Below are 22,074 nucleotides of genomic sequence, written 5' to 3' on the forward strand. Positions count from 1 at the left end.
GGGGTCGGGATGCACCCGGACAGTGTTACAGGTTTCCGCGCGCCTCTTGTTCCCGCTCGATGGCCTCGAAGAGCGCCTTGAAGTTGCCCTTGCCGAAGCCGAGCGATCCGTGCCGCTCGATGAGTTCGAAGAACACGGTCGGGCGGTCCTGGACCGGCTTGGTGAAGATCTGGAGCAGGTAGCCGTCTTCGTCGCGGTCGACCAGGATCTTGCGATCCTTGAGCTCCTGGATCGGGACCCGCACGGTGCCGATCCGGGCCCGCAACTCCGGGTCGTCGTAGTAGGAGTCGGGCGTATCCAGGAACTCCACGCCGGCCGCCCGCATCGCGTCGACGCTGGCGAGGATGTCGTTGGTGGCGATGGCGATGTGCTGCGCGCCCGGCCCGTCGTAGAACTCGAGGTATTCGTCGATCTGCGACTTCTTGCGGGCGATCGCCGGCTCGTTGAGCGGGAACTTCACCTTGCGGGTGCCGCTGGCGACCACCTTGGACATCAGCGCCGAATAGTCGGTCGCGATGTCGTCGCCGACGAACTCGGCCATGTTGGTGAAGCCCATGACCCGCTTGTAGAACTCGACCCAGTGGTCCATCTTGCCGAGTTCGACGTTGCCGACCACGTGGTCGACGGCCTGGAAATAGCGCTTCGGCTGCACGCCGGCCGCGATGGCGGCGGAACGGTCGACGATCGGCTTGCGGGCCACGAAGCCCGGCAGGAACGGCCCGGAGTAACGGGACCGGTCGATCAGCGAGTGCCGGGTGTCGCCGTAGGTCTCGATCGCGGCGTAGCGGACCGTGCCGTGCTCGTCGGTGACGTCGGTCGGCTCGGTGTGCACGGCGGCGCCCTGGCGGACGGCGTAGGCGAAGGCGGCGTCGACGTCGGGCACCTCGAGCGCGATGTCGACCACGCCGTCGGAGTGCCGGGCGACGTGCGCCGCGTCGGCCGCCTCGGGGCTGACCGCGCCGCGGAAGACGAAGCGCGCGGTGCCGCTGGTGAGCACGTACTCCGCGTACTCCCGGAAGCCCTGCTCCGGACCGCGGTAGGCGACGCAGGTCATGCCGAACGCGGTGGAGTAGTAGTGCGCGGCCTGCTTGGCGTTGCCGACCAGGAACAGGACGTGGTCGAGCCCCTTGACCGGGAACGGATCGGCGGCGATGTCGTGCTCGACCGCGCCGATCAGCCGGTCGGCCGTGGCCTGGTCGGTTTCGTTGAGCGCCTGAGTCATCGTCGACTCCCCTCCGTGTGGCTGCCTTCTATGCTGAGCGTCACCTGGGTCCCAGATGCTGGTCAACTGTCCTAGAATTGTCTGCGCAGCTTGTGCAATCCGTCCGGGGGATGGGCGAAATGACATCGCAAATTGTCCAGCTCGACGAGTTGGACGCCGCCTTGATCGACTTGCTTGCCCGGGAGCCCCGGATCGGCGTCCTCGAATGCTCCCGGCGGCTGCGGGTGGCCCGCGGCACGATCCAGGCCCGCCTCGACAAGCTGGTCACCCGGGGCGTGATCCGCGGCTTCGGGCCAGAGATCGAACCCGCTTCCATCGGGTACGGCGTGACCGCGTTCGTGACGCTGGAGATCTCCCAGCGGCAGGGGCACGATCCGGTGGCGGTGCACCTGTCGCGGATCCCCGAGGTGCTCGAGGCGCACACGATCACCGGCTCCGGCGACCTGATGTGCCGGGTGGTCGCCCGTTCCAACGCCGACCTGCAACGGGTGATCGACCGGATCGTGTCGCACGGCGCGGTGGCCCGGGCGTCGACGATCATTTCGTTGACGGAGCAGATCGCGTTCCGGGTGCTGCCGTTGGTCGCGGCGGCGGTCTCGCCCGCGGCTGTGACCGCCGAGGCTTCCGCAGACGCGGATTAATCTCGCAAACCGCATCGACACGGGTTTATCGCCGTCCCGGATCGGGCGTCGGCGTGTCGTTATGGTGCCCGGGTGGCGAGGGGTAAAGGCGAGGGCCCCTGCGTGAAGTGCTGGGCCCTATTCGTAGCGGTCCTCCTCGTCGTGGGCTATTTCACCGGTGTGCTGACCCCGTTCCTCGACAAGGTCTGGGCGATGGTCAACACCGACAGCGCGCTGACCACCCCCGCACCCCTCTGGCAGCAGCGGCTCGGCGGCACGCCGCGCAGCGCGACCATCGCCGGCGGCGCGGTCATCATCGAGCAGCGCACCCTCGTCGAGTCGCGCGGCCTCGGCTCCGGCGCCCAACTCTGGGAGCACAAGGCCGACTGGGCCGCGGTCGCCGGCGAGGGCAACTCCGCCGTCGTGGTCACCGGCAAGCTGCTGGTCAAGGGCTACGAGGTGGTCGACCCGATGTCGGGTCTCGTGCGCCGCCGCGACACCGAGGCGCGGGCCGTCTGGACCTACCGCAACGGGATGCTCGACGTGCGCTGCCACGGCGCCGAAGACTGCACGCTGTCGGCCTGGGACCCGCAGGGCAGTTCGCCGCGGTGGAGCGTCGAGATCCCCGGCATCGGCTTCGTGCTCTTCGCCGACAACCCCGACATCCTCGGCACCAAGCCGATGACCACCAGACGGATCGATGACAACGCCGGCGGCCCCGACCTCATGCCGCCGATGGTCGGGCTGCCGATCGACAACCGGGTGTACGTCGTCGACACCGCTGAGGGCAAGGTGGTCCGCGAGATCGAGCCCGACCGCGACGAGCGGGTCGTCGTGGTCGGCGGCCGGGTGCTCCGGATCAAGGCGGTCTCCGCCGACGGCACCTGCTATTTCTCGGTGGTCGCGTCGGACGCGGCGACCGGTGGCGAAGTGTGGCGCAACGCCGGCATCAACCTGCGCACGGCCAAAGACGGCGGCTGCGCCCAGCGCGACGACCCGGCCGGCGGTCGCAACGTGGTCGTCGGGGTCGCGGCCGACGCCCGCGAGTTGGTGATCGATGCCTACGACGGGCGGATCCTGTTCACCGGTGCGCCCGGCGAGCACCTGCTGGGCGTCGATGATCGCTATGCGGTCGCGCGTACCGCCGACGCGGCCGCCATCCGCAGCGCCGAACTCGGCGGCCGGGGCCACTGGCAACGCCCGGTCACGTCGGCCGGCAAGGTGGCCCTGACCGCACCCGCGGTGGTGGTGGTCGACGAGAAGCCCGACAAGATCATTGCGCTCAACCCGGGCACCGGCGCCGAACTGGTCAACGTGCGCTCGGACGCCGACGTGCTCGCCGTCGGCCCGGCCGGGTTGATCATCGTGAGTGGCCGCGACCTCGCCTACCTGCCGTTCCAGGGCAGCGGCGGGGTGCCCAACCCGCCGGCGGGTGGCGGCAACACCGGCGGCGGCACCCCGGGCCCCGGCGCCGACTGTGGCGGGCCCAAACAAGAGGTCTGCAAGGCCGGCTAGGCTAGCCGCTCATGAGCGACGCCGCCGCCTTCAGCTACTCCCCGTTGCTACCCACCGGCGAGGACCTGACCGACTATCGGCTGGTCACCGACGAGGGCGTCGACGTCGTCAAAGGCCCGGGCGGGCGGCAGTTCCTTACCGTTGACCCGGCTGTGCTCACCGCGCTGACCGCCGAGGCGATGCATGACATCGCCCACTACCTGCGCCCGGCCCACCTGACCCAACTGCGCTCGATCATCGACGACCCGGCGGCGTCGCCCAACGACCGCTTCGTCGCCCTCGACCTGTTGCGCAACGCCAACATCGCGGCCGGCGGCGTGCTGCCGATGTGCCAGGACACCGGCACGGCGATCGTGATGGGCAAGCGGGGCCGGCACGTTTTGACGGACGGCACCGATGAGGAAGCCATCGCCCGGGGCGTCTACCAGGCGTACACCCGCTTGAATCTGCGTTATTCACAGCTCGCACCGATCACGATGTGGGACGAGCGCAACACCGGCACCAACCTGCCGGCCCAGATCGAGCTTTACGCCGAGGATCCGGGCGGCCAGCCCGACGCCTACAAGTTCCTGTTCATGGCCAAGGGCGGCGGCTCGGCCAACAAGTCGTTCCTCTACCAGGAGACGAAGGCGCTGCTCAACCCGACGCGGATGATGCAGTTCCTAGAGGAGAAGCTGCGGCTGATCGGCACGTCGGCCTGCCCGCCCTACCACCTGGCCGTGGTCATCGGCGGCACGTCGGCCGAGCACGCGCTGAAGACCGCGAAGCTGGCCTCGGCCAAGTATCTCGACGGCCTGCCCACCTCGGGTTCGCTGTCGGCGCACGGCTTCCGCGACATCGACCTGGAAGCCGAGGTCCTCGAGCTGACCCGCCAGTTCGGCATCGGCGCTCAGTTCGGCGGCCGCTACTTCTGCCACGACGTGCGGGTCGTCCGCCTGCCCCGGCACGGCGCCTCCTGCCCGGTCGCGATCGCGGTCTCCTGCTCCGCCGACCGCCAGGCGGTCGCGAAGATCACGCCGTCGGGCGTCTGGCTGGAGCGGCTGGAAACCGACCCGGCGCGCTTCCTGCCCGAGGTCACCGACGCCCAACTCGACGCGAGCGAGGTCGTGCGGATCGACCTCAACCGGCCGATGGACGAGATCCGGGCCGAGCTGTCGAAATACCCGGTGAAGACCCGGCTGTCGCTGACCGGTCCGCTGGTGGTCGCCCGCGACATCGCACACTCGAAGCTCGCGGAGCGCCTGGACGCGGGCGAGCCGATGCCGTCCTACCTGCGTGACCACGCGGTCTATTACGCCGGGCCGGCCAAGACGCCGGAGGGCTACGCGTCGGGTTCGTTCGGCCCGACCACGGCCGGCCGGATGGACTCCTACGTGGCGCGCTTCCAGGCGGCCGGCGGCTCGCAGGTGATGCTGGCCAAGGGAAACCGGTCGGCGCAGGTGACCCAGTCGTGCGCCGAGAACGGTGGTTTCTACCTCGGCTCGATCGGCGGCCCGGCCGCTCGGTTGGCGCAAGACTGCATCAAGCACGTCGAGGTGCTCGAGTATGCCGAGCTGGGGATGGAAGCGATCTGGAAGATCGAGGTCGAGGATTTTCCGGCCTTTATCGTGGTCGACGACAAGGGCAACGACTTCTTCGCCGAGGTCACCAAGCCCACCCTGACGCTTCAGATCGGCAAGCGGTAGGTGGTCGGCCGCCGCCCGGCGGCCGACCACCTGCTCTCACTCGACGTGGAACTGGTGTTCCGTCACGTCGGAAACGATGTCGCCGACATGTTCGTGGACTCGCAGCATGACGAAGCCGGTCGTGTCCGGGGTCCAGGTGATCGTGGCGGTCTCGCCGTCGACGGTCTGGACCGGGCCGTCGTTGAAGGAGTAGTCGTAGCCGGTCACGCCCTCGTGGGCGGGTGCGAAGGTGAAGTCGCCCGGCCCGCTCCCGTGCCCATACATCGGGTATTGCGGTGACGAGACCTGCGGTGCGTGCGAGGTGAGTTCCCAGCCGAATTCGACTGTCTCCGATTCGGTGCCGTCGGCGGTGCGGCTGCGCACCTGCAACGGCAGGAAGGGAAATTCGCGCGTGGTGTAGCGGATGGTGGCCGTGCCGTCGGGGCCGGCGGGCGCGACCTGCTCGGTGGCGCCGAAGTCGGTTGACCAGACGTATTCGGTCACGCCCGTAGTGCCGGGGTGGAAGACCAGCGTGACCTCCTGGCCGACCAGCGGCGGCGCGGTGCCGTCGTCCGGGAAGTCCGGCGAGGTGACCGTGGGCGTGGTGGGCGGGTAGACCACGTAAACGACCGCCGACGCCTCGGCCGTGGGGACACCCGCGGCCGTGTGACCGGTGACGAAGATGGTGTTGCGGCCCGGTGCCGTGGGCGTGACGACGAAGGTCGCGGTGCCGTCCGGCGCGGCTGCGACGGTCTGCGCCGGCTCGTCGTTGAGGCGGTAGTCGTAGGAGACGAGGCCGCCCAGGTTGCCCGGGATGACCCGGAACGTGTGCGGCTCGCCCGGGCCCGCGTCGGGCGTCAGGTCGGTCAGCCGCGGCTCGGTGTTGCGCACGACGAACGTGTAGGTCGTCGCGGCTGAGCGGATGAGGGTGCGATCGATCGCCTGGACCGTGATGATGGTGGTGCCGTAGGAGGTCGGGGTGAACTCGACGGTGACGTTGCCCGTGGGTCCCACCGGCACCTCGGTCAGCCCGGCGCCCACCGCCGACCAGCGGAAGGCCACCACATCGGTGTCGCCGCCCGCGACCGCGAAGGTGAACCTGCCCGCGATGCCGGGGCCACCGGCCTGGCCGGTCGCGGGATAGTCGGTGGAGGTCACCGTCGGCGCGTGCGGCGCGGTCGTGTCGATCGTGAAGGTGCACTCCGGCGACCAGCGTGACTGGGCGCCGGCCGCGTCGGTGCCGCGCACCTCGAACCGGTAGCGCACGCCGTTGGTCAGGGCCGCCGGCGCCGCTGCCCGGGCGATGCCGCCGCTGGTCAGCGGAGTCGCCGGCCACTCGACCCGCTGGCCGGGCTGGCCGACCGGCCACAGCGCGAAGGTCGCGGTGACCTTTTCATACGGGTTGACGCCGAAGTCGGGGTCGGCGAGAGCGGCGACGAATTCGGGCGTGGGGGTCCCGATGAAGATGCCCTTGTCGCCGCAGGCGATGCCGGAAACGGACAGGCTCGACGGGACGCCGGGCCGGTGATTCGCCGGCGCGGCCTGGGCGGCCCCGGCCGGGATGAGAATTGTGCCAATGGCCGCCGCGGCAACCAGAAGACGGAACAACCGTTCCTCCTGAATATCGGCGATCGCAAATTCTAGGTGCGCTCGCGACCCACCGATGTCCCGTGCAGAGGGGTGTGGATCACTCTGCGTGTCTCCTCCCGGAGGGGGAGGATGGAGCGGTGAGTGCAGCGGAGAAGAACGGGTTCCGCGTCGAGCGGGACACCATGGGCGAGGTACGCGTGCCGGCCGAAGCGTTGTGGCGGGCGCAGACGCAGCGGGCGGTGGAGAACTTCCCGGTTTCCGGGCGCGGGATCGAGCCGGGCAACATCCGGGCGCTCGCGCAGATCAAGGGGGCCGCGGCCGCGGTCAACGGCGAGCTCGGGGTGATCGACGCGGCCCTGGCCACCGCGATCCAGGTGGCAGCCGCCCACGTCGCCGGTGGTGGGTTCGACGACCAGTTCCCGATCGACGTGTTTCAGACCGGGTCGGGCACCTCGTCGAACATGAACGCCAACGAGGTGATCGCCACGCTGGCGGCCCGCGAGGTCGGGCGCGACGTGCATCCCAACGACCACGTCAACGCCTCGCAGTCGAGCAACGACGTCTACCCCTCGTCGATTCACCTCGCCGCCACCGAGGCCGTGGTCAACAGCCTGATTCCGGCGCTCGACCACCTCGCCGGGGCGCTGTCGGCCAAGGCCGTGGAGTTCGCCGACGTGGTCAAGGCCGGTCGCACCCACCTGATGGACGCCACGCCGGTGACCCTTGGGCAGGAATTCGGTGGGTACGCGACCCAGGTGCGCAACGGCATCGCCCGACTGGAGTCGACCCTGCCGCGGCTCGCCTCGTTGCCGCTGGGTGGCACCGCCGTCGGGACCGGGGTCAACACGCCGCCCGGGTTCGCGGCCAAGGTGATCGAGCGGTTGCGGGCCGAGACCGGGTTGCCGCTGTCTGAGGCGGAGGACCACTTCGAGGCCCAGGGTGCCCGCGACGGCCTGGTCGAGGCGTCGGGGCAGCTACGCACCGTGGCGGTTGGGCTCTACAAGATCGCCAACGACATCCGGTGGATGGGGTCCGGCCCGCGGGCCGGCTTGGGGGAGTTGCGGATCCCCGACCTTCAGCCCGGGTCGTCGATCATGCCGGGCAAGGTCAATCCGGTGGTGTGTGAGTCGGTGCGGCAGGTCTCGGCGCAGGTGATCGGCAACGACGCGACGATCGCGTTCGCCGGTTCGCAGGGCGACTTCGAGCTCAACGTGATGCTCCCGGTGATGGCGCGCAACATCCTGGAGTCGATCCGGCTGCTGGCGGCCGCGAGCCGGATGCTGGCGGACCGCTGCGTGGTGGGGCTCGCTGCCAATGAAGAGGTGGCGTTGGCCTATGCCGAAGGGTCGCCGTCGATCGTCACGCCGCTCAACCGGCATCTCGGGTATGACGAGGCCGCGGCCATCGCCAAGGAGGCGCTGGCCAGCGGGCGGTCCATCCGGTCGGTGGTCATCGACCGAGGGCACGTGGCGTCCGGAAAGATCTCCGAGGCCGAGTTGGACTCCCTCCTCGACGTCTTGCGGATGACTCGGCCTTAGCCGCTGCCGCCGGCTAGGCCGCGGCCGAGCTGCGGCGGATCTGGAGCGGTGCGGGCTCCACCCGGTGCCAGTTGGGGCCGGTCTCGCTGGCCAGCAGCGCCCGGGTGGCCAGCGCGGCCATGTGTTCGACCGGCTGGCGGACCGAGGTCATCGCCGGCGTGGCGACGGAGGCCAGGAAGCTGTCGTCGAAGCCGACCAGAGCCACGTCGTCGGGCACCCGGCGGCCGCTTTCCTCCAAGGCCCGGAGCACGCCCATCGCGGTCAGGTCGCAGGCCGCGAAGATGCCGTCGAGGTCGGGGTGGGCGGCCAGCAACTCCTTGGTGCCGTCGAACCCCGCCTCCAGGCAGAAACCGCCCTCGGCGCCGATGGGCTCGTGGCCCGCCTCGACCGACGCGGAGTGGAAGCCGCTGCGGCGGCCGGTCGCACACGAGTTGCCCTGCTTGCCGTGGACGGCGACCACCTTGCGGCGGCCGGTGCGGTAGAGATGCTGCACCGCCGACCGGGCGCCCTCCGCGTTTTCCGCCTCGACCGACGGGACGCCCGGCGCCGAGTGGCCCAGGGACACGACGCGGGCGCAGCGGGCCGAGAAGCGGGCCGCGAGTTCTGGCGGCACGTTGACCAGGAGCGCGCCGACGCCGACGATCCGGGCGACGTCGTCGAGGCGGCGTGGGGCGTCGGGCTGCTCGATCACGTGGACGCGCATCTGGGTGTCGCTGCCGGCCAGCGCCGACAGGATGCCGGACATGACACGGCTGTAGTAGGGGTTGCTGCCCAGCATGACGGCCGCGTCGTCGATGACGATCAGGTCGATGACGTCGCTGTGGCCTTTTGCCAGGGCCCTGGCCGCCAGGTCGGGGTGGTAGCCCAGCAACTCGACGGCGTGCCAGACGCGGCCGCGGGCGTCGTCGGACACCTTGCGGCCGCCGGAGATCACGCGGGATGCCGTCGCGCGGGAAACACCGGCCGCGCGGCCCACGTCTTCTAGTGTCGGCTTCTTTGCCTCCATCACCGCATGTTAGGGGAGAGAGCGCTCTCCACGACATCCTGTTTTCGCTTTGTTCGGCATCCGCGAGCTGTCAGCGCCGCCCGGACCTCGCGCACCACCTCGGAAAACTCGCGCTGCGGCGAGAAACGCAGCACTAGCCAGCCATCGTTGATCATGACTGTTTCGCTGTGCCGGTCGGGCGCGCACCACAGGGCGACCCGGTATTCGGGCCAGGCCAGCGGTGGTCGGACCGCGAGCACCGGCGGGCGGGCCCGAGCCATCGGCAGGCCGGCCAGGAACAGACGGACCCGGAGCACCGACTCGGCCCGCGACGCGGCCGCGGCGTCGGCCAGCGACAGCGTGTGCGCGGCCCGGCGGCCACCCGGGCGGTCGGCCAGCCGGGCCGCGACCTCCGCGAGAAGATCCGGCGTCACGAGCCGGTGGAAGAGCAGCGCGTCGGCGATCGCCACCGCGTCGGTCAGGGGGAGCCACACCGCCGCGTCCCAGGCGGTGCGGGCCGGCGTGGTGACCGGCACCTCGGCCGACCCGCCGGGCAGCCGGCGGTGGCAGACGTCGACCGGGTCGAGGTGCACCCGGTGCAGGATGGTGCCGCCCGACGTGCCGACGCGGCGGTCACCGAGCACGATCAGATGGACCGGATCGTCGAGACCGGCGACCGACCGCAGGCCGTGCGCGGTCGCTGCCGATGGGCCGGCCACCACGACCGAGCCCGGAGGCAGCCGGACCAGCGTCGCCCGGCAGGCCAGCGCGTGGTCGCGGGCCAACCGCGAGTCGGCGTAGACGTTGTGGCGCAGCCGGGCCCAGCACGAGGCGCGCAACTGGTGCACGGACAGCAGGCCGGCCGACACGGCCGCGCTGCCGCGGAACACCTGCCACTCGAGCGCCGCGGGTCGGGGCGATTCGCGGGTCATGTCATCCAGCATGAAAAGAACGACGACCGGTGGACAGACCTGTGGATAACTCGCGTGATTGCGCCGTACACAGCCTGTGGATAACTCGGCGGAGGCTGTGGAAAGGCGCTAGGACCCGAGCGCTCCGGCGACCGCCGCAGCGGCCGCCGCCACCTGTGGGCCCACGTCGGCCAGGTCGAGTGCCTCCAGCGCGACCACGCCCACGCTCGCCTCCAGGCCGTCGACGCCGAGCACCGGCGCGGCCACCCCGAACGCGCCCGCCTGGAGCTCACCAACGGTGGTCACCGGATCGGGCGAACCCGACCGGCCCGCGACGATCGCCCGCCCGGCCGCGCCCCGCGCCAGCGGGTGCCGGTACCCGGCCCGGTAGGCCACGTGGAAGGCGGTCCAACTCGGCTCGACGACGGCGAGCGCCACTGCCTCCGTACCCTCGGCGATGGTCAAATGGGCGGTTGCCCCGACCTCCTCGGCCAGCCGCCGCAACGCCGGCAGCGCCGCCTCGATCACCACGGGGTGTGCGCGCCTGGCCAGGTGCAGCACCCCGGCACCCAGCCGCAACCGGCCCGCGCCGTCGCGGCGGACCAGGCCGTGTGAGGTGAGCGCGCCGACCAGCCGGTAGACCACGGCCCGGCCCACGCCCAGCCGGTCGGCGGCCTCGGTGACCGTGAGTCCTTCGGGAGTATCAGCAACCAGATAGAGCAGTCGCAGGCCGCGGTCGAGCGTCTGGGCGGTCTCGCCCGCCCGATAGACCGGCTGCGTCACACCGCGAGCATAGGCGTAAACGGATCAACGCTACCCTTGTCAGGTGACGCTGCGTTTGCATGACACCGCGACCCGGTCGGTGCGGGAATTCGTCCCGCGAGAGCCCGGCAAGGTCTCGATGTACCTCTGTGGCCTCACCGTGCAGTCCGAGCCGCACATCGGCCACCTTCGCTCCGGCGTCAGCTACGACGTGCTCCGTCGGTGGTTCGAGCGCAACGACTACCAGGTGAGGTTCATCCGCAACATCACCGACATCGACGACAAGGTGCTGCAGAAGTCGCTGGAGCAGGGCCGGTCGTTCTGGTCGATCGCCTACGCCAACGAGGTCATCCTCGACGCCGCCTACCGCTCACTCAACGTGCTGCGGCCGACCTACGCGCCGCGGGCCACCGGTCACATCACCGAGATGCACGGCCTGATCGCCCAGTTGATCGACAACGGTCACGCCTACGCGGCCGAAGACGGTTCCGGCGACGTCTACTTCGACGTCAAGTCCTACGCCGACTACGGCTCCCTTTCCGGGCAGCGGGTCGACGAGATGGCCAGCGCCGCCGACAGCGCCGACCGGGCCAAGCGCGACCCGCGCGACTTCGCGCTCTGGAAGGGCTACAAGCCCGACGAGCCGGTCGAGGCGCAGTGGTCGAGCCCCTGGGGCGCCGGCCGGCCGGGTTGGCACATCGAGTGCTCCGCCATGTGCCTGCGCTACCTGGGTCCGGAGTTCGACATCCACGGCGGCGGCCTCGACCTGACCTTCCCGCACCACGAGAACGAGATCGCCCAGTCCCGTTCGGCCGGGCTGCCGTTCGCCCGCTTCTGGGTCCACAACGGCCTGCTCAACCTGGGCGACGCCAAGATGGGCAAGTCGACCGGCAACGCGCTCGACCTCGACTACGTCACGGCGCTCGGCGTGCGGATGGTCGAGCTGCGGCACTACTTCGTCTCCGTGCACTACCGCTCCCGGATCGACTACTCCGACGAGGCGTTGCGTGAGTCCGCGACCGCCTACCGACGGATCGAGGGATTCGTGGAGCGGGCTGTCGAGTCGGTGGGCGCGATCCCGGCCGGCGACCTACCGGCGGCGTTCGCCGAGGCGCTCGACGACGACCTCAACACCTCCGGCGCGTTCGCGGTGGTGCACGAGACCGTGCGCGCCGGCAACACCGCGCTGGCGGCCGGCGACGACGCGGGTGTTCGCGCCGCGCTCGGCAGCGTCCGGGCGATGCTCGACGTGCTCGGCATCGACCCGCTCGACCCGGCCTGGTCGGTCGCGTCGACCGGGGGCACGCCGGGCGAAGAGCTGCGCGGGATCATCGACTCGCTCGTCGCGCTCGCGCTGGACCAGCGCGCGCAGGCGCGCAGCAGGAAAGACTGGACCGCCGCGGACGCGGTCCGGGACCAGCTCAACTCGGCCGGGGTCAACGTCGAAGACACCCCGCACGGCCCGCGTTGGACGATCGGAAGCAGGGACTGATGGCGGGCAACTCACAGCGACGTGGCCGACGGGTCACCCCCAAGAAGGGTGCGGCCGCCGGCTCCGGCGGCAAGAACCGGTCGAGCCTGTCCGGCAAGGGACGCACCCTGCCCGCCGACGAGCGGCCCTGGCACAAGGGCTACTCGGGCACCGAGAAGCTGCCCAACCGCACCGCCTGGAAACAGGCCAAGGAGAAGAAGGCCGCGGCGGCCGAAGGTCGGGCCCCCAAGATCGGGCAGCCGGGCACCAAGGACACCACCTGGGGCAAGGGCACCAAGGGCAGCAAGCCGAGGCAGAGCCAGCGGCAGGCACCGCAACGTGGTGGCAACCCGCGGGTGGCGCCGGGCCGCCGCTCCAACACTCCGCGCGACGCGCCGGAGTTGCTGGTCGGCCGCAACCCGGTGCTCGAGGCGCTGCGCGCGATGGTCCCGGCGACCGCGCTCTACGTCGCGCAGGGCATCGACATCGACGACCGGATCACCGAGATCGTCCGCACCGCCGGCGACCGCGGCATCCCGCTGCTCGAGGTCGGCCGCGCCGAACTCGACCGGATGACCGGCGGCGTCCTCCATCAGGGTGTCGGCATCCAGGTGCCGCCGTTCGCCTACGAGCCGTTCGACGACCTGCTGGCGGCCGCGCTGGAGCACCCCACGCCGCTGCTGGTGGCGCTCGATGGCATCACCGACCCGCGCAACCTCGGCGCGACGATCCGCTCGGCCGCCGCGTTCGGCGCGCAGGGCGTCTTCGTCCCCGAGCGGCGGGCCGCCGGCATCACCGCGACCGCGTGGCGCACCAGCGCCGGCGCTGCCGCACGGGTGCCGGTCAGCCAGGTGGTCAACCTGACCCGGGCGATCAAGGCAGCCCAGCGCGAGGGCTTCGTGGTGATCGGGCTCGACGCCGATGGCGAGACCGACATCTACAACCTGGAAGCCGCGGTCGGCCCGCTGGTGGTCGTCGTCGGTTCCGAGGGGCGCGGCCTGTCCCGGCTGGTCGGCGAGACCTGCGACATGCGGGTCGGCATCCCGATGGTGTCCGAGGTGGAGTCGCTCAACGCGAGCGTCGCCGCCGCGGTCGCGCTCGCCGAGATCGCCCGACGCCGGAGCGACGCCGCCTGACAGCCGGCGTTCACATCCAGCCCCCGACCGGTTCATCCGGGCTGGCTAGCTTCTCGGCTCATGACGAAACGTCGCAATGTATGGATGGGTGCGGCCGCGGCCGTCGCCCTTGCCGTGGGTGTCGCGGGACCGGCGTCGGCACACGATGCCGATGAGTTCGGCCCCGCGACCCTGACCGGTTTCGCGTCGCTCCCGGCGCTCACCTTCGTGCCCGCGAGCGAGCCGTCCGGTTCGCTGCTCGACACCGCGCCGGTCAACGGCGTTGCCGCACCCTGGGACGACCAGCCCGTGCAGGGCTTCAGCGGCATCGTCAAGAACGGCGACGGCAGCTACGAGGTGATGTCGGACAACGGCTTCGGCAACAAGGCCAACAGCGCGGACTTCGTCCTGCGCATCCACACCCTCGCGCCGGTCTTCCACGAGAACAAGGTCGACGTTCTCGGCGGCATCAACCTGACCGATCCCAAGGGGTACGTGACCTGGCCGCTGATCCGCAAGGACCGGGTGCTGACCGGCTCGGACTTCGACGTCGAGTCGATCCAGCGGGCCGCCGACGGCACCTACTGGATCGGTGACGAGTTCGGCCCGTTCCTGCTGCACTTCGACCGCACCGGCGCCATGATGCAGGCGCCGATCTCGCTGCCCGGCGTGTTCGCGCCGGAGAACCCGTTGCGCGGCACCACGCCCAACAACATCAACAGCAGCAAGGGCTTCGAGGGCATGGCGCAGTCGCCCGACGGCCGCAAGCTCTACCCGCTGCTGGAGGGCACCGTCGCCGGTGACACCCCGGGCACGCTGCGGCTCAACGAGTTCGACGTGCGCGCCGGCGGCTACACCGGCAAGCACTACGTCTACAAGCTCGACGATCCGGCCAACGCGATCGGCGACGCCATCGCCGTCGACGGCCACCGCTTCCTGGTCATCGAGCGCGACAACGGCCAGGGCGCCACCGCCAAGACCAAGCGGATCTACCTGGCCAACATGAGCGACCGCGACAAGGACGGCGCCATGGACAAGACGCTGGTCGCCGACCTGATGAACATCAACAACCCGAAGAAGCTCGGCGGCTTCGGCAAGACCTTCACGTTCCCGTTCCAGACGATCGAAGACGTCGTGATCCTCGACAACCAGACGATCGCCGTGCTCAACGACAACAACTTCCCGGGCTCGGCCGGCCGCACCGCCGGCGTCCCCGACAACAACGAGTTCATCACGCTGAAGCTCACCCAGAGCCTCAACGCGGATCGCCGCTTCATCGACTAAGGCCGCGGCCATGGCGAGGGATGCCCGGCCGTACCATGCAAGGCCGGGCATCCCCTCGCCCCGCGGAGGTCGGTAGATGCAAGGGCACGCGCTCGGGGTCGATCTGGGCACGTCCAACACGGTTGCCGTGTTGCGTTGGCCCGACGGGCGCACCCGACCGTTGCTGTTCGACGGTCAACCGCTGCTGCCCTCCGGTGTGCTCCTCGACGAGGCCGGCCGGCTGCACGTCGGTCGCGACGCCGAGCGGCTCGCCCAGGCCGACCCGGCCCGCTACGAGCCCAACCCGAAGCGACACGTCGACGCCGCCGGTGTGCTGCTCGGCGACCGCGAGGTGGCGACCGTCGACCTGCTCGCCGCGATCCTGGCCGCCGTCGCGCACGCGGCCGTCGAGGCGGTCGGCTACCTGCCACCGGCCACGCTCACCTATCCCGCGGCCTGGGGCCCGCAGCGCCGGCAGGCGCTGACCGAGGCACTGTCCCGGGCCGGCTGGCCCGCCAGCACCCTGGTGCCCGAGCCGGTCGCGGCCGCCCGTTACTTCGCTGAGGTGCTGCGCCGCCCGGTGCCGGTCGGCTCGGCGCTGGCGGTCTTCGACTTCGGTGGCGGCACGCTCGACATCGCGGTGGTCCGCAACGACGGCCCGGATCAGACCGGCCGGTCGCGGTTCAGCGTGGTCGCCTCCGGTGGCGTCGCCGAACTCGGCGGCCTCGACCTCGACGCGGCGCTGGTCGGCCACCTGGGCCAGGTGCTCGCCGGCACCGACCCGGCCGCCTGGGAACGGTTGCGCAACCCGGTCAACGCGGCGCAACTGCGCGACCGGCGGCGCTTCTGGGACGACGTACGCGGTGCCAAGGAAATGTTGTCCCGCGCGGCCGTGGCGCCCGTGGCGGTCCCGGGTGTCGACCAGGCCGTCCACCTCACCCGCGAAGAGCTCGAACGGCTGGCCACCCCGCTGCTGCGCCGGGGCGTCATGGAGACCGCGGCAGTGATCGAGAGCGCCAAGCTGCGGCCCGACCAGCTCGCCGGGCTGTTCCTGGTCGGCGGCTCCTCCCGGGTGCCGCTGGTGGCCCGGCTGCTGCATTCCGACCTGGGCCTCGCCCCGACCGTGCTCGAGCAGCCCGAGTTGCCGGTCGCCGAGGGCGCGCTCGCCGAGCTGCCGGCCCGTGCCGCGCACATCCCGGCCCAGGCGACCGCACCGGCGACCGTCCCGGCCGGGCCCGGCTTCGCGGCGCCGGAACCGACCTCACCGGCACCCGCCGGGCCGTGGAGCCCGCCGCCGGGGTCACCGGCCGCGCCGCGGCGACGCCTGCCCCGAAAGCTCTTGCTCCCAGCAGTGGCGCTCGCGCTGGTCGTGGTCGTCGCCGCCGTCTCGGTGATCGTCACCCTGCTCAACCGCGACGGGTACGACAAGGTCAAGTTCGCGGCGTTCAGCGACGTCGGCCAGCCGTTGCCGATGAGCGAACGGGCCTACGACGCGTTCAGCCACGTGACGGGCGACCGGGCCTACTTCGCCTACACGACCGAGCAGAAGAAGCTCACCGTCGTCGCCGCCGACGCCACGTCGGGCAAGCAGCTCTGGAGCCAGGACGTGCCTGACGCCGCCGACGACTGGCGGGGCATCCGGTCCGTGCCGGGCGCCGTCCTCGCTGAAGCCGACGCGATCGGCAGCACCGCGCCGCGCCGGCTTTCCGTGCTCGATCCCGACAACGGCCGCCGGATGTGGAGCGTCGACCTCTACGGCGAAGACGAGACGTTCGTCGTCGCCGACCGCCTGGTGGTCGTCGACCGGAAGAACGCGAAGCTGGTCGGCTACGGGCTGCGCGACGGTGAACGCAAATGGGACCTGGACACCCCGAAGAACCAATACGACGACACCAAGACCAAGGTGTACGGCGCGCAGACGCCCACCGACGTCGGCGGCCCGGCGGACTTCGCGGGCACGGCGCTGGACCCCGACCGCGACGACGACAAGCGGCTCGTGCAGATCAGCGCCGACCGCTCGGCCCGGGTGATCGACGCGGTGAGCGGCAAGATCCTCGACCAGCAACCCAACGTGGCCGACCCGGGCGACCCCGCGACGGTCTACGACGGCCAGCTCTTCACCGTCCGCACCACCGAGGGCACCGAGTTGTTCGCGGCCGACCTCGACGCCCTCGACAAGCCGCGCAGCATCTACCGGGCGGCCGACCCGCAGCGCCGGGCGGCGTCGCTGAGCGCCTGCGGCGAGAAGCGGATCTGCCTGCTGGAGCAGACCTCGTTCGACACGAAGACCACCGAACTGGTCGCGGTGCCGTTCGCCGGCGACGGCGCGACCTGGACGAAACCGGCGGCCGGGGTCGACTCGATCCTGCCGGTCGGCACCCACGTGCTGGTGCAGAGCGACGAGTCGGGCACCGACCACGTGGTCGGCTACGACGCGACCGGCAAGCAGGTGCTCGACAGCGACGGCGTCGCGGCGCGGGTCAACGGTGCCAGCGTGTTGATCTTCGGGAAGCCGCCGAGCCTCAGCGCCGCCGACTACAACGTGGTCGGCTGGGTGCTCGGCGAGAAGCAGCCGGTGCAACTCGGCGCGCTCGTCGGGGTGCGCTCCTCGACCTGCACCTGGTCGACCAGCGTCATCGCCTGCGCCGGCGACAGCGACCTGCGGTTGCGGCGCTTCGCCGGATAACACGAACGGCGGGCCGGTTGCCCGGCCCGCCGTCGTTGGTTGCTGTCGTGATCTAGAGGCGCGTGCCGGAGGTGGCGTGGAACGCGTGGTGCCGGTCGGCGCGCGGCTTGACGAACACGGTGTCGCCCATGTTGGGCATGTGCCGGCGGTCGGTGCGGATGGTGAACCGCTCGGAGACGCCGTCGAGGGCCGCGTGGCCGTAGATGTTGGCGTCGGAGCCGAGGTCTTCGACCAGCTCCACGACGACCGGCAGGCCACCCTCGGTCGGGCCGACCAGGTCGGTGTCTTCCGGCCGGAAGCCGACCGTCACCTTGTCGCCGCCACCGTTGGCCCGGGCCGCCGCGACCTCTTCACGGGTCAGCGGGATGAGCAGGTCAACGAACTTGGCGCCGGAGTCGGTCAGCGGCACCGTCTTGATGTTCATCGCCGGCGAGCCCATGAAGCCCGCGACGAAGACGTTGGACGGCTTGTCGTAGAGCGCCCGCGGGGTGTCGACCTGCTGGAGCACGCCGTCGAGCATGACCGCGACCCGGTGGCCCATCGTCATGGCCTCGACCTGGTCGTGGGTCACGTAGACGGTGGTGATGCCGAGCTTGGCCTGGAGCGAGGCGATCTGCGTGCGGGTCTGCACCCGGAGCTTGGCGTCGAGGTTCGACAGCGGCTCGTCCATCAGGAAGACCTGGGGCTCACGCACGATGGCGCGACCCATGGCGACCCGCTGGCGCTGGCCACCGGAGAGCGCCTTCGGCTTGCGGCCGAGGTATTCCTCGAGCTGGAGGAGGCCGGCGGCCTCCTTCACCCGGCGGTCGATCTCCGCCTTGGAGGTCTTGCGCAGCTTGAGCGCGAACGCCATGTTCTCGTAGACCGACATGTGCGGGTAGAGCGCGTAGTTCTGGAAGACCATCGCGATGTCGCGAGCCTTCGGGGGGAGGTGCGTGACGTCGCGGCTGTCGATGTGGATCGAGCCTTCGTCGACGTCTTCGAGGCCGGCGAGCATGCGCAGGCTGGTGGACTTGCCACAACCGGAGGGGCCGACCAGGACGAGGAACTCGCCGTCGCCGATCTCCAGGTCGAGGTGGTCGACCGCAGGCCGTTCAGTGCCCGGATAGATCCGGGTGGCCTGGGTGTAGGTGACCGTAGCCATGAGGGGACACCGCTTCCTTTCACCGGCAGGAACGTGCCGGACGATCCGAGTGAAAAGAGCTGCCGGCACGTCACCGCGCCGACACCTTGTCTGCAGGTCACCGTAAAGGTTTCTCGCATTGGTGCCAAGGTGTGGGCGCTCTCTGCCCCATTTGCCCTGGCAAGCGCCACCGGCGTGGGGGATCGCTATGCTGTGCTCAAAGCTGCCCCTGTAGCTCAGATGGCCAGAGCACTCGCCTTGTAAGCGAGATGTCGCCGGTTCGATCCCGGCCGGGGGCTCGTGGGACGCACCGCACTCATTTCGGGCGTCGCCGGCCAAGATGGCTCTTACCTGCTCGAGTTCCTGCTCGACCGCCGCTACCAGGTCGTCGGGTTCGACATCGACGAGGCGGCGCTCGCCCGGCTGGCCGAGGTGGTTGCCGCTCGGCCCGACGGCCATCTCGCGACGCTTCGCCCCGGTGACGTCACTCAGCGCGACGAGGTCGAGGGGCTGGTCGCGCAGACCCGGCCGGCCGAGATCTACAACCTGGCCGCCCAATCGTTCGTCGGCCGCTCCCATGAAGACCCGTTCGACGACCTGGTCGTCGTCTCGGGGGTGCTCAACCTGCTGGAGAGCATCCGGCGGCAGGGCCTGCCGGCCCGTTTCTACCAGGCCTCCACGGCCGAGATGTTCGGCGACGCGCCCGCGACCCAGTCGGAAACCACCCCGCTCGAGCCGATCAGCCCCTACGCGTGCGCCAAGCTCTACGCCCACCACATGGTGCGGATGTATCGCGACGTGCACGGGCTGAAGGCCGCGTCCGGCATCCTCTTCAACCACGAGTCGCCGCGCCGGCGCACGGAGTTCGTCACCCGCAAGATCACCCACGGCGTCGCCGCCATCGTCAGCGGGCAGGCCACCGAGCTGCGGCTCGGAAACTTCGACGCGCGCCGCGACTGGGGCCACGCCCGCGACTACGTACGCGCGATGTGGCTGATGCTGCGACGCGACGAACCCGCCGACTACGTGATCGCGAGCGGGGTGAGCCGCAGCGTCGCCGAGTTCGCCCACTTCGCGTTCGACCTGGTCGGCCTCGACTGGCGCGACTACGTGGTGCACGACCCCGCGCTGCAACGGCCGAGCGACCCCAGAAACCACTGCGGCAACGCCGCCCGCGCCCGCGTCGAGCTCGGCTGGCGGCCCGAGGTGTCGTTCGAGGCGCTGGTGACCGAGATGCTCGACGCCGACCTCGAGGCACACGGCCTCGACCCGAAGAGCGTCCGGCGCTAGACCAATCGGGTGCGGGTCGGCGTCTCGATGTCGTCGGCGTAGTCGACCCGGACGACCTCCGACACGATCCCGTCGGCGCGCCGGCCGTTGAGCGTCCTGAGGTTGCCGGCGTCGGTCACGAACCCGGCGGCGCCGACGGTGCCGGTGCCGTGGATGCCCGCGAGCAGCACCACCCGTCGCTGCGGTTGCCGGGGATTGGGCAACGACGCGATCAGGCCGTAGTCGTAGTTGCCGATGGTGCCGGCGCCGGCCTCGCGCGACGACAGCATCCGCGTCTCGCGTTCGTGATCGGTGAGCACGTTCTCCTGCTCGTCGTCGACGGTCATCGTGTAGCGCATCGACATCGACAGCGAAGGTGTCAGGTGCGCGAGGACGGCGTTTCGGGCCGGGCCGCACAGCAGCACGAGGTTGTTGCGCCAGAGCTCGTCGTCGATGTCGACCCGCCGGTCGGGCAGGACGCTGAAGTCGACACCCTCCCGCATTCCCGATGCTTCGAGGATGGTCGCCAACGCGCGCGCCGCCTTCGTGTCGGTGGCCGGGTAGTTCCAGGCCTGCTCCGGCGGGTCGAACACCGCGGAGTGCACGATGAGCACCTTGCCCGGCAGGCCGAAGAACTCCTTGACCGCCGCGACGCGGGCCCGCTTCCGGAACCAACGCCGGAGGCCGACCGCGCCGACGGTGGCCGCCGCCCCGCAGACTGCGGAGCCGACGCTGACCAGAGCTATTTGTGCTGACACCGCTGTCTACTTTGTAGACACGAGCAGCCGGGTGTCAATGCCGCCCGAAGCGGGCGACGTGGTGCCAGACGCGTTTGAGGGTCTGCGGGTCGTGCCTGCCGGCGTTGACCGCCGCGCCGACGATGCGGGCGTCCAGGCGGCCGTTCTGGGCGATGTCGAGGCCCGCCTCGATGATCTCGGGGCCGCGATAGTCCGGGTGTTTCACGAACTCGTCGACCGGCAGCACGAAGCCGGGGTGCCACTCGATCGGGCACGCCAGCGAGGTCGCGAGTTCCTCGATCGCCGTGTCGCGGAAGCACGGGTCGAGCACCACCGCCTCGACGTCGGTCGCGAAGCGGAGCACGCCGTGCACGTGTGCCTCGATGTAGTCGTCGAGGTAGTCCTGCTCGTCGGCCTCCGCCAAGGGGATCAGTGACATCCGCGCGGCCACCCCGAAGGAAGCCGGTTCGAGGAAGCTGTCCGGATAGCAGAAGGTGGTGCGGTCCAGGGTCGAGGCGCGCAACCGCAGGTGGGCCGAGCCGAACCGCGGTGAGCCACCGACGGCCCGGCGGCGGTGGTTGAGTGAGCCGTATTTCGGCCGTGCCGCGGCCGGCCCATCGTCGTAGACGCCGCCGAACATCCGGCTCTCCCAGCGCCAGCGGTCGCCGCCCGGGAAGGCGGTCAGGCCGCCGTTGCTGGTGCCGGTCTCGAACTGGGACCGGTAGACACCGTCCTGCGCCATCGCCGCCAGGATCGAGCGGCCGCCGGCCAGCCGGTCCGGATGGAAGTGCACGGTGACCCGCAGCGCCGGATCCAGTGGCCCGCCGGCCGACCGCGCGGCCACCACGTCGACCGCCTTCACCCGCGCCGCGCGGTGATGTTGAGCCGGACGTAGTCGACCGTGTCGCCGGCCACCCGGTCCCAGACCTGCACGACGTAGTCGCGGCGCCGGTCGGCCGGCAACCGCTGCACCCACGGGCCGAGCGGCACCGTCTCCAGGTAGGCGAGCGGCTCGTCCGACCTGACCGGGAACGGCTGAAGCCAGCAGTCGACGTCGACGAAGCCCGACCGGGCCAGCCGCCGCCGCGTCGCAGCCGGGTCGGCGAAATACATGTTCGGCGTGAAGTTGGTGAAGTAGGACCGCCAGGCCGGCCACGCGGCCACCTCGTCGGCGGCCGAGCGCAGCGCCGCGATGTTGCCGGCGCCGCCGCACTGCGCGACCAGCCGGCCGCCGGGGCGCACCGCCGCCGCCAACCGGTCGAAGAGCCGGTCGTGGTCGAGCACCCAGTGGAACGTGGCCGTGGAGAAGATCGCGTCGACCTTGGCCGGCAGCGACAACTCCAGCAGGTCGCTCTCGATCACCTCGGGCAGCGTCTGGCGGGCGATCGCCACCATGGCCGGGTCGGCGTCGACCGCGATCACCCGGCCGCGCGGCAGCCGGGCCAGCAGCTTCGCGGTGATCCGGCCGGTGCCGCAACCCGCGTCCAGCACGGTTTCGCCACCGTCCAGTGCAAGCCGGTCGAGCACCTGCTGCGCCATCGCGTCCATCGCCGCCGACACCCGGTGGTAGGACTCGGCGTCCCAGCTTCGGGCGGTCATCGGG

The 22,074-nt window shown here is 70.7% G+C and carries 18 protein-coding genes and 1 tRNA gene; 10 read left to right on the forward strand and 9 right to left on the reverse strand.

Annotated elements, in window-relative coordinates; genetic code table 11:
* Positions 1 to 25: 25 nt before the first annotated feature.
* Entirely contained in the window at positions 26 to 1,222 is a 1,197-nt protein-coding gene (gene hppD / locus DFJ67_RS13120; RefSeq protein WP_116068131.1) for a 4-hydroxyphenylpyruvate dioxygenase, read from the reverse strand.
* A 119-nt stretch (positions 1,223 to 1,341) separates the two neighbouring features.
* Between hppD and DFJ67_RS13125 the strand changes: the two genes are divergently transcribed.
* From DFJ67_RS13125 to DFJ67_RS13135, 3 genes are all read left to right on the forward strand, one after another.
* Positions 1,342 to 1,863, forward strand: coding sequence for an Lrp/AsnC family transcriptional regulator (locus DFJ67_RS13125; protein WP_116068132.1), 522 nt, complete (start codon positions 1,342 to 1,344; stop codon positions 1,861 to 1,863).
* Between the two features lie 72 nt (positions 1,864 to 1,935).
* A complete protein-coding gene (locus DFJ67_RS13130; protein WP_147315502.1) occupies positions 1,936 to 3,357 on the forward strand; it encodes an outer membrane protein assembly factor BamB family protein in 1,422 nt (473 codons plus the stop codon).
* Positions 3,358 to 3,368: 11 nt separating this feature from the next.
* The gene (locus tag DFJ67_RS13135; protein WP_116068134.1) at positions 3,369 to 5,042 is read left to right on the forward strand and encodes a fumarate hydratase; all 1,674 of its coding nucleotides are present in this window, start codon (positions 3,369 to 3,371) and stop codon (positions 5,040 to 5,042) included.
* 36 nt (positions 5,043 to 5,078) lie between these two features.
* On the opposite strand, the gene DFJ67_RS13140 is transcribed toward DFJ67_RS13135, so the two are convergent.
* Complete coding sequence (locus DFJ67_RS13140; protein ID WP_116068135.1) at positions 5,079 to 6,629, reverse strand: hypothetical protein; 1,551 nt, start codon at positions 6,627 to 6,629, stop codon at positions 5,079 to 5,081.
* 164 nt (positions 6,630 to 6,793) lie between these two features.
* On the opposite strand from DFJ67_RS13140, the gene DFJ67_RS13145 reads away from it, so the two are divergent.
* Positions 6,794 to 8,149, forward strand: a complete 1,356-nt coding sequence (locus DFJ67_RS13145; RefSeq protein WP_239097230.1) for a class II fumarate hydratase — start codon at positions 6,794 to 6,796, stop codon at positions 8,147 to 8,149.
* Positions 8,150 to 8,162: 13 nt separating this feature from the next.
* Here the strand turns inward: DFJ67_RS13145 and DFJ67_RS13150 are convergent, their stop codons facing one another.
* The 3 genes from DFJ67_RS13150 to DFJ67_RS13160 form a co-directional block, all read right to left on the reverse strand.
* Complete coding sequence (locus tag DFJ67_RS13150) at positions 8,163 to 9,155, reverse strand: LacI family DNA-binding transcriptional regulator (RefSeq protein ID WP_116068137.1); 993 nt, start codon at positions 9,153 to 9,155, stop codon at positions 8,163 to 8,165.
* Entirely contained in the window at positions 9,155 to 10,066 is a 912-nt protein-coding gene (locus DFJ67_RS13155) for a hypothetical protein (protein WP_116076141.1), read from the reverse strand. The genes DFJ67_RS13150 and DFJ67_RS13155 overlap by 1 nt, the downstream gene beginning before the upstream one ends.
* A 108-nt stretch (positions 10,067 to 10,174) precedes the next feature.
* Positions 10,175 to 10,828, reverse strand: coding sequence for an IclR family transcriptional regulator (locus DFJ67_RS13160; protein ID WP_116068138.1), 654 nt, complete (start codon positions 10,826 to 10,828; stop codon positions 10,175 to 10,177).
* A gap of 43 nt (positions 10,829 to 10,871) precedes the next feature.
* Here DFJ67_RS13160 and cysS point away from each other — a divergent pair, with 43 nt between their 5' ends.
* The 4 genes from cysS (at position 10,872) to DFJ67_RS13180 (ending at position 17,342) form a co-directional block, all read left to right on the forward strand.
* Positions 10,872 to 12,299 (forward strand): cysteine--tRNA ligase, encoded by a 1,428-nt coding sequence (gene cysS / locus DFJ67_RS13165; RefSeq protein ID WP_116068139.1) that lies wholly within the window; start codon positions 10,872 to 10,874, stop codon positions 12,297 to 12,299.
* Positions 12,299 to 13,414 carry a 23S rRNA (guanosine(2251)-2'-O)-methyltransferase RlmB gene (rlmB, locus tag DFJ67_RS13170; protein ID WP_116068140.1) on the forward strand — a complete coding sequence of 372 codons (1,116 nt, stop codon included), beginning with the start codon at positions 12,299 to 12,301 and terminating at the stop codon, positions 13,412 to 13,414. The genes cysS and rlmB overlap by 1 nt, the downstream gene beginning before the upstream one ends.
* A 60-nt stretch (positions 13,415 to 13,474) precedes the next feature.
* Complete coding sequence (locus DFJ67_RS13175; RefSeq protein ID WP_203783627.1) at positions 13,475 to 14,677, forward strand: esterase-like activity of phytase family protein; 1,203 nt, start codon at positions 13,475 to 13,477, stop codon at positions 14,675 to 14,677.
* A 76-nt stretch (positions 14,678 to 14,753) separates the two neighbouring features.
* On the forward strand, positions 14,754 to 17,342 hold the full coding sequence (locus tag DFJ67_RS13180) for an Hsp70 family protein (RefSeq protein ID WP_116068142.1): 2,589 nt from the start codon (positions 14,754 to 14,756) through the stop codon (positions 17,340 to 17,342).
* A 52-nt stretch (positions 17,343 to 17,394) separates the two neighbouring features.
* Here DFJ67_RS13180 and DFJ67_RS13185 read toward each other — a convergent pair whose 3' ends face one another.
* Entirely contained in the window at positions 17,395 to 18,486 is a 1,092-nt protein-coding gene (locus DFJ67_RS13185; protein WP_116068143.1) for an ABC transporter ATP-binding protein, read from the reverse strand.
* Positions 18,487 to 18,690: 204 nt separating this feature from the next.
* Here DFJ67_RS13185 and DFJ67_RS13190 point away from each other — a divergent pair.
* Both DFJ67_RS13190 and DFJ67_RS13195 read left to right on the forward strand, forming a co-directional pair.
* Positions 18,691 to 18,764: transfer RNA gene (locus tag DFJ67_RS13190), tRNA-Thr, on the forward strand.
* 1 nt (position 18,765) lies between these two features.
* Positions 18,766 to 19,755 (forward strand): GDP-mannose 4,6-dehydratase, encoded by a 990-nt coding sequence (locus DFJ67_RS13195; RefSeq protein ID WP_116068144.1) that lies wholly within the window; start codon positions 18,766 to 18,768, stop codon positions 19,753 to 19,755.
* On the opposite strand, the gene DFJ67_RS13200 is transcribed toward DFJ67_RS13195, so the two are convergent.
* Genes DFJ67_RS13200 through DFJ67_RS13210 form a run of 3 tightly spaced genes read right to left on the reverse strand, consistent with a single transcriptional unit; the run spans position 19,752 to position 22,070 of the window.
* On the reverse strand, positions 19,752 to 20,492 hold the full coding sequence (locus tag DFJ67_RS13200) for a hypothetical protein (RefSeq protein WP_116068145.1): 741 nt from the start codon (positions 20,490 to 20,492) through the stop codon (positions 19,752 to 19,754). The genes DFJ67_RS13195 and DFJ67_RS13200 overlap by 4 nt on opposite strands.
* A gap of 34 nt (positions 20,493 to 20,526) precedes the next feature.
* Complete coding sequence (locus DFJ67_RS13205; protein WP_203783626.1) at positions 20,527 to 21,333, reverse strand: DUF3626 domain-containing protein; 807 nt, start codon at positions 21,331 to 21,333, stop codon at positions 20,527 to 20,529.
* Positions 21,330 to 22,070 carry a class I SAM-dependent methyltransferase gene (locus DFJ67_RS13210; RefSeq protein WP_116076143.1) on the reverse strand — a complete coding sequence of 247 codons (741 nt, stop codon included), beginning with the start codon at positions 22,068 to 22,070 and terminating at the stop codon, positions 21,330 to 21,332. The genes DFJ67_RS13205 and DFJ67_RS13210 overlap by 4 nt, the downstream gene beginning before the upstream one ends.
* Positions 22,071 to 22,074 lie beyond the last annotated feature (4 nt).

The organism is Asanoa ferruginea (assembly GCF_003387075.1).
GTDB lineage: Bacteria > Actinomycetota > Actinomycetes > Mycobacteriales > Micromonosporaceae > Asanoa > Asanoa ferruginea.

Bases quoted from the DNA above. Each gene is read 5' to 3' on its own strand.
- hppD (WP_116068131.1), bottom strand. From the start codon at position 1,222: ATGACTCAGGCGCTCAACGAAACCGACCAGGCCACGGCCGACCGGCTG.
- DFJ67_RS13125 (WP_116068132.1), top strand. From the start codon at position 1,342: ATGACATCGCAAATTGTCCAGCTCGACGAGTTGGACGCCGCCTTGATC.
- DFJ67_RS13135 (WP_116068134.1), top strand. From the start codon at position 3,369: ATGAGCGACGCCGCCGCCTTCAGCTACTCCCCGTTGCTACCCACCGGC.
- DFJ67_RS13145 (WP_239097230.1), top strand. From the start codon at position 6,794: ATGGGCGAGGTACGCGTGCCGGCCGAAGCGTTGTGGCGGGCGCAGACG.
- DFJ67_RS13150 (WP_116068137.1), bottom strand. From the start codon at position 9,155: ATGGAGGCAAAGAAGCCGACACTAGAAGACGTGGGCCGCGCGGCCGGT.
- DFJ67_RS13155 (WP_116076141.1), bottom strand. From the start codon at position 10,066: ATGACCCGCGAATCGCCCCGACCCGCGGCGCTCGAGTGGCAGGTGTTC.
- rlmB (WP_116068140.1), top strand. From the start codon at position 12,299: ATGGCGGGCAACTCACAGCGACGTGGCCGACGGGTCACCCCCAAGAAG.
- DFJ67_RS13175 (WP_203783627.1), top strand. From the start codon at position 13,475: ATGACGAAACGTCGCAATGTATGGATGGGTGCGGCCGCGGCCGTCGCC.
- DFJ67_RS13180 (WP_116068142.1), top strand. From the start codon at position 14,754: ATGCAAGGGCACGCGCTCGGGGTCGATCTGGGCACGTCCAACACGGTT.
- DFJ67_RS13185 (WP_116068143.1), bottom strand. From the start codon at position 18,486: ATGGCTACGGTCACCTACACCCAGGCCACCCGGATCTATCCGGGCACT.
- DFJ67_RS13210 (WP_116076143.1), bottom strand. From the start codon at position 22,070: ATGACCGCCCGAAGCTGGGACGCCGAGTCCTACCACCGGGTGTCGGCG.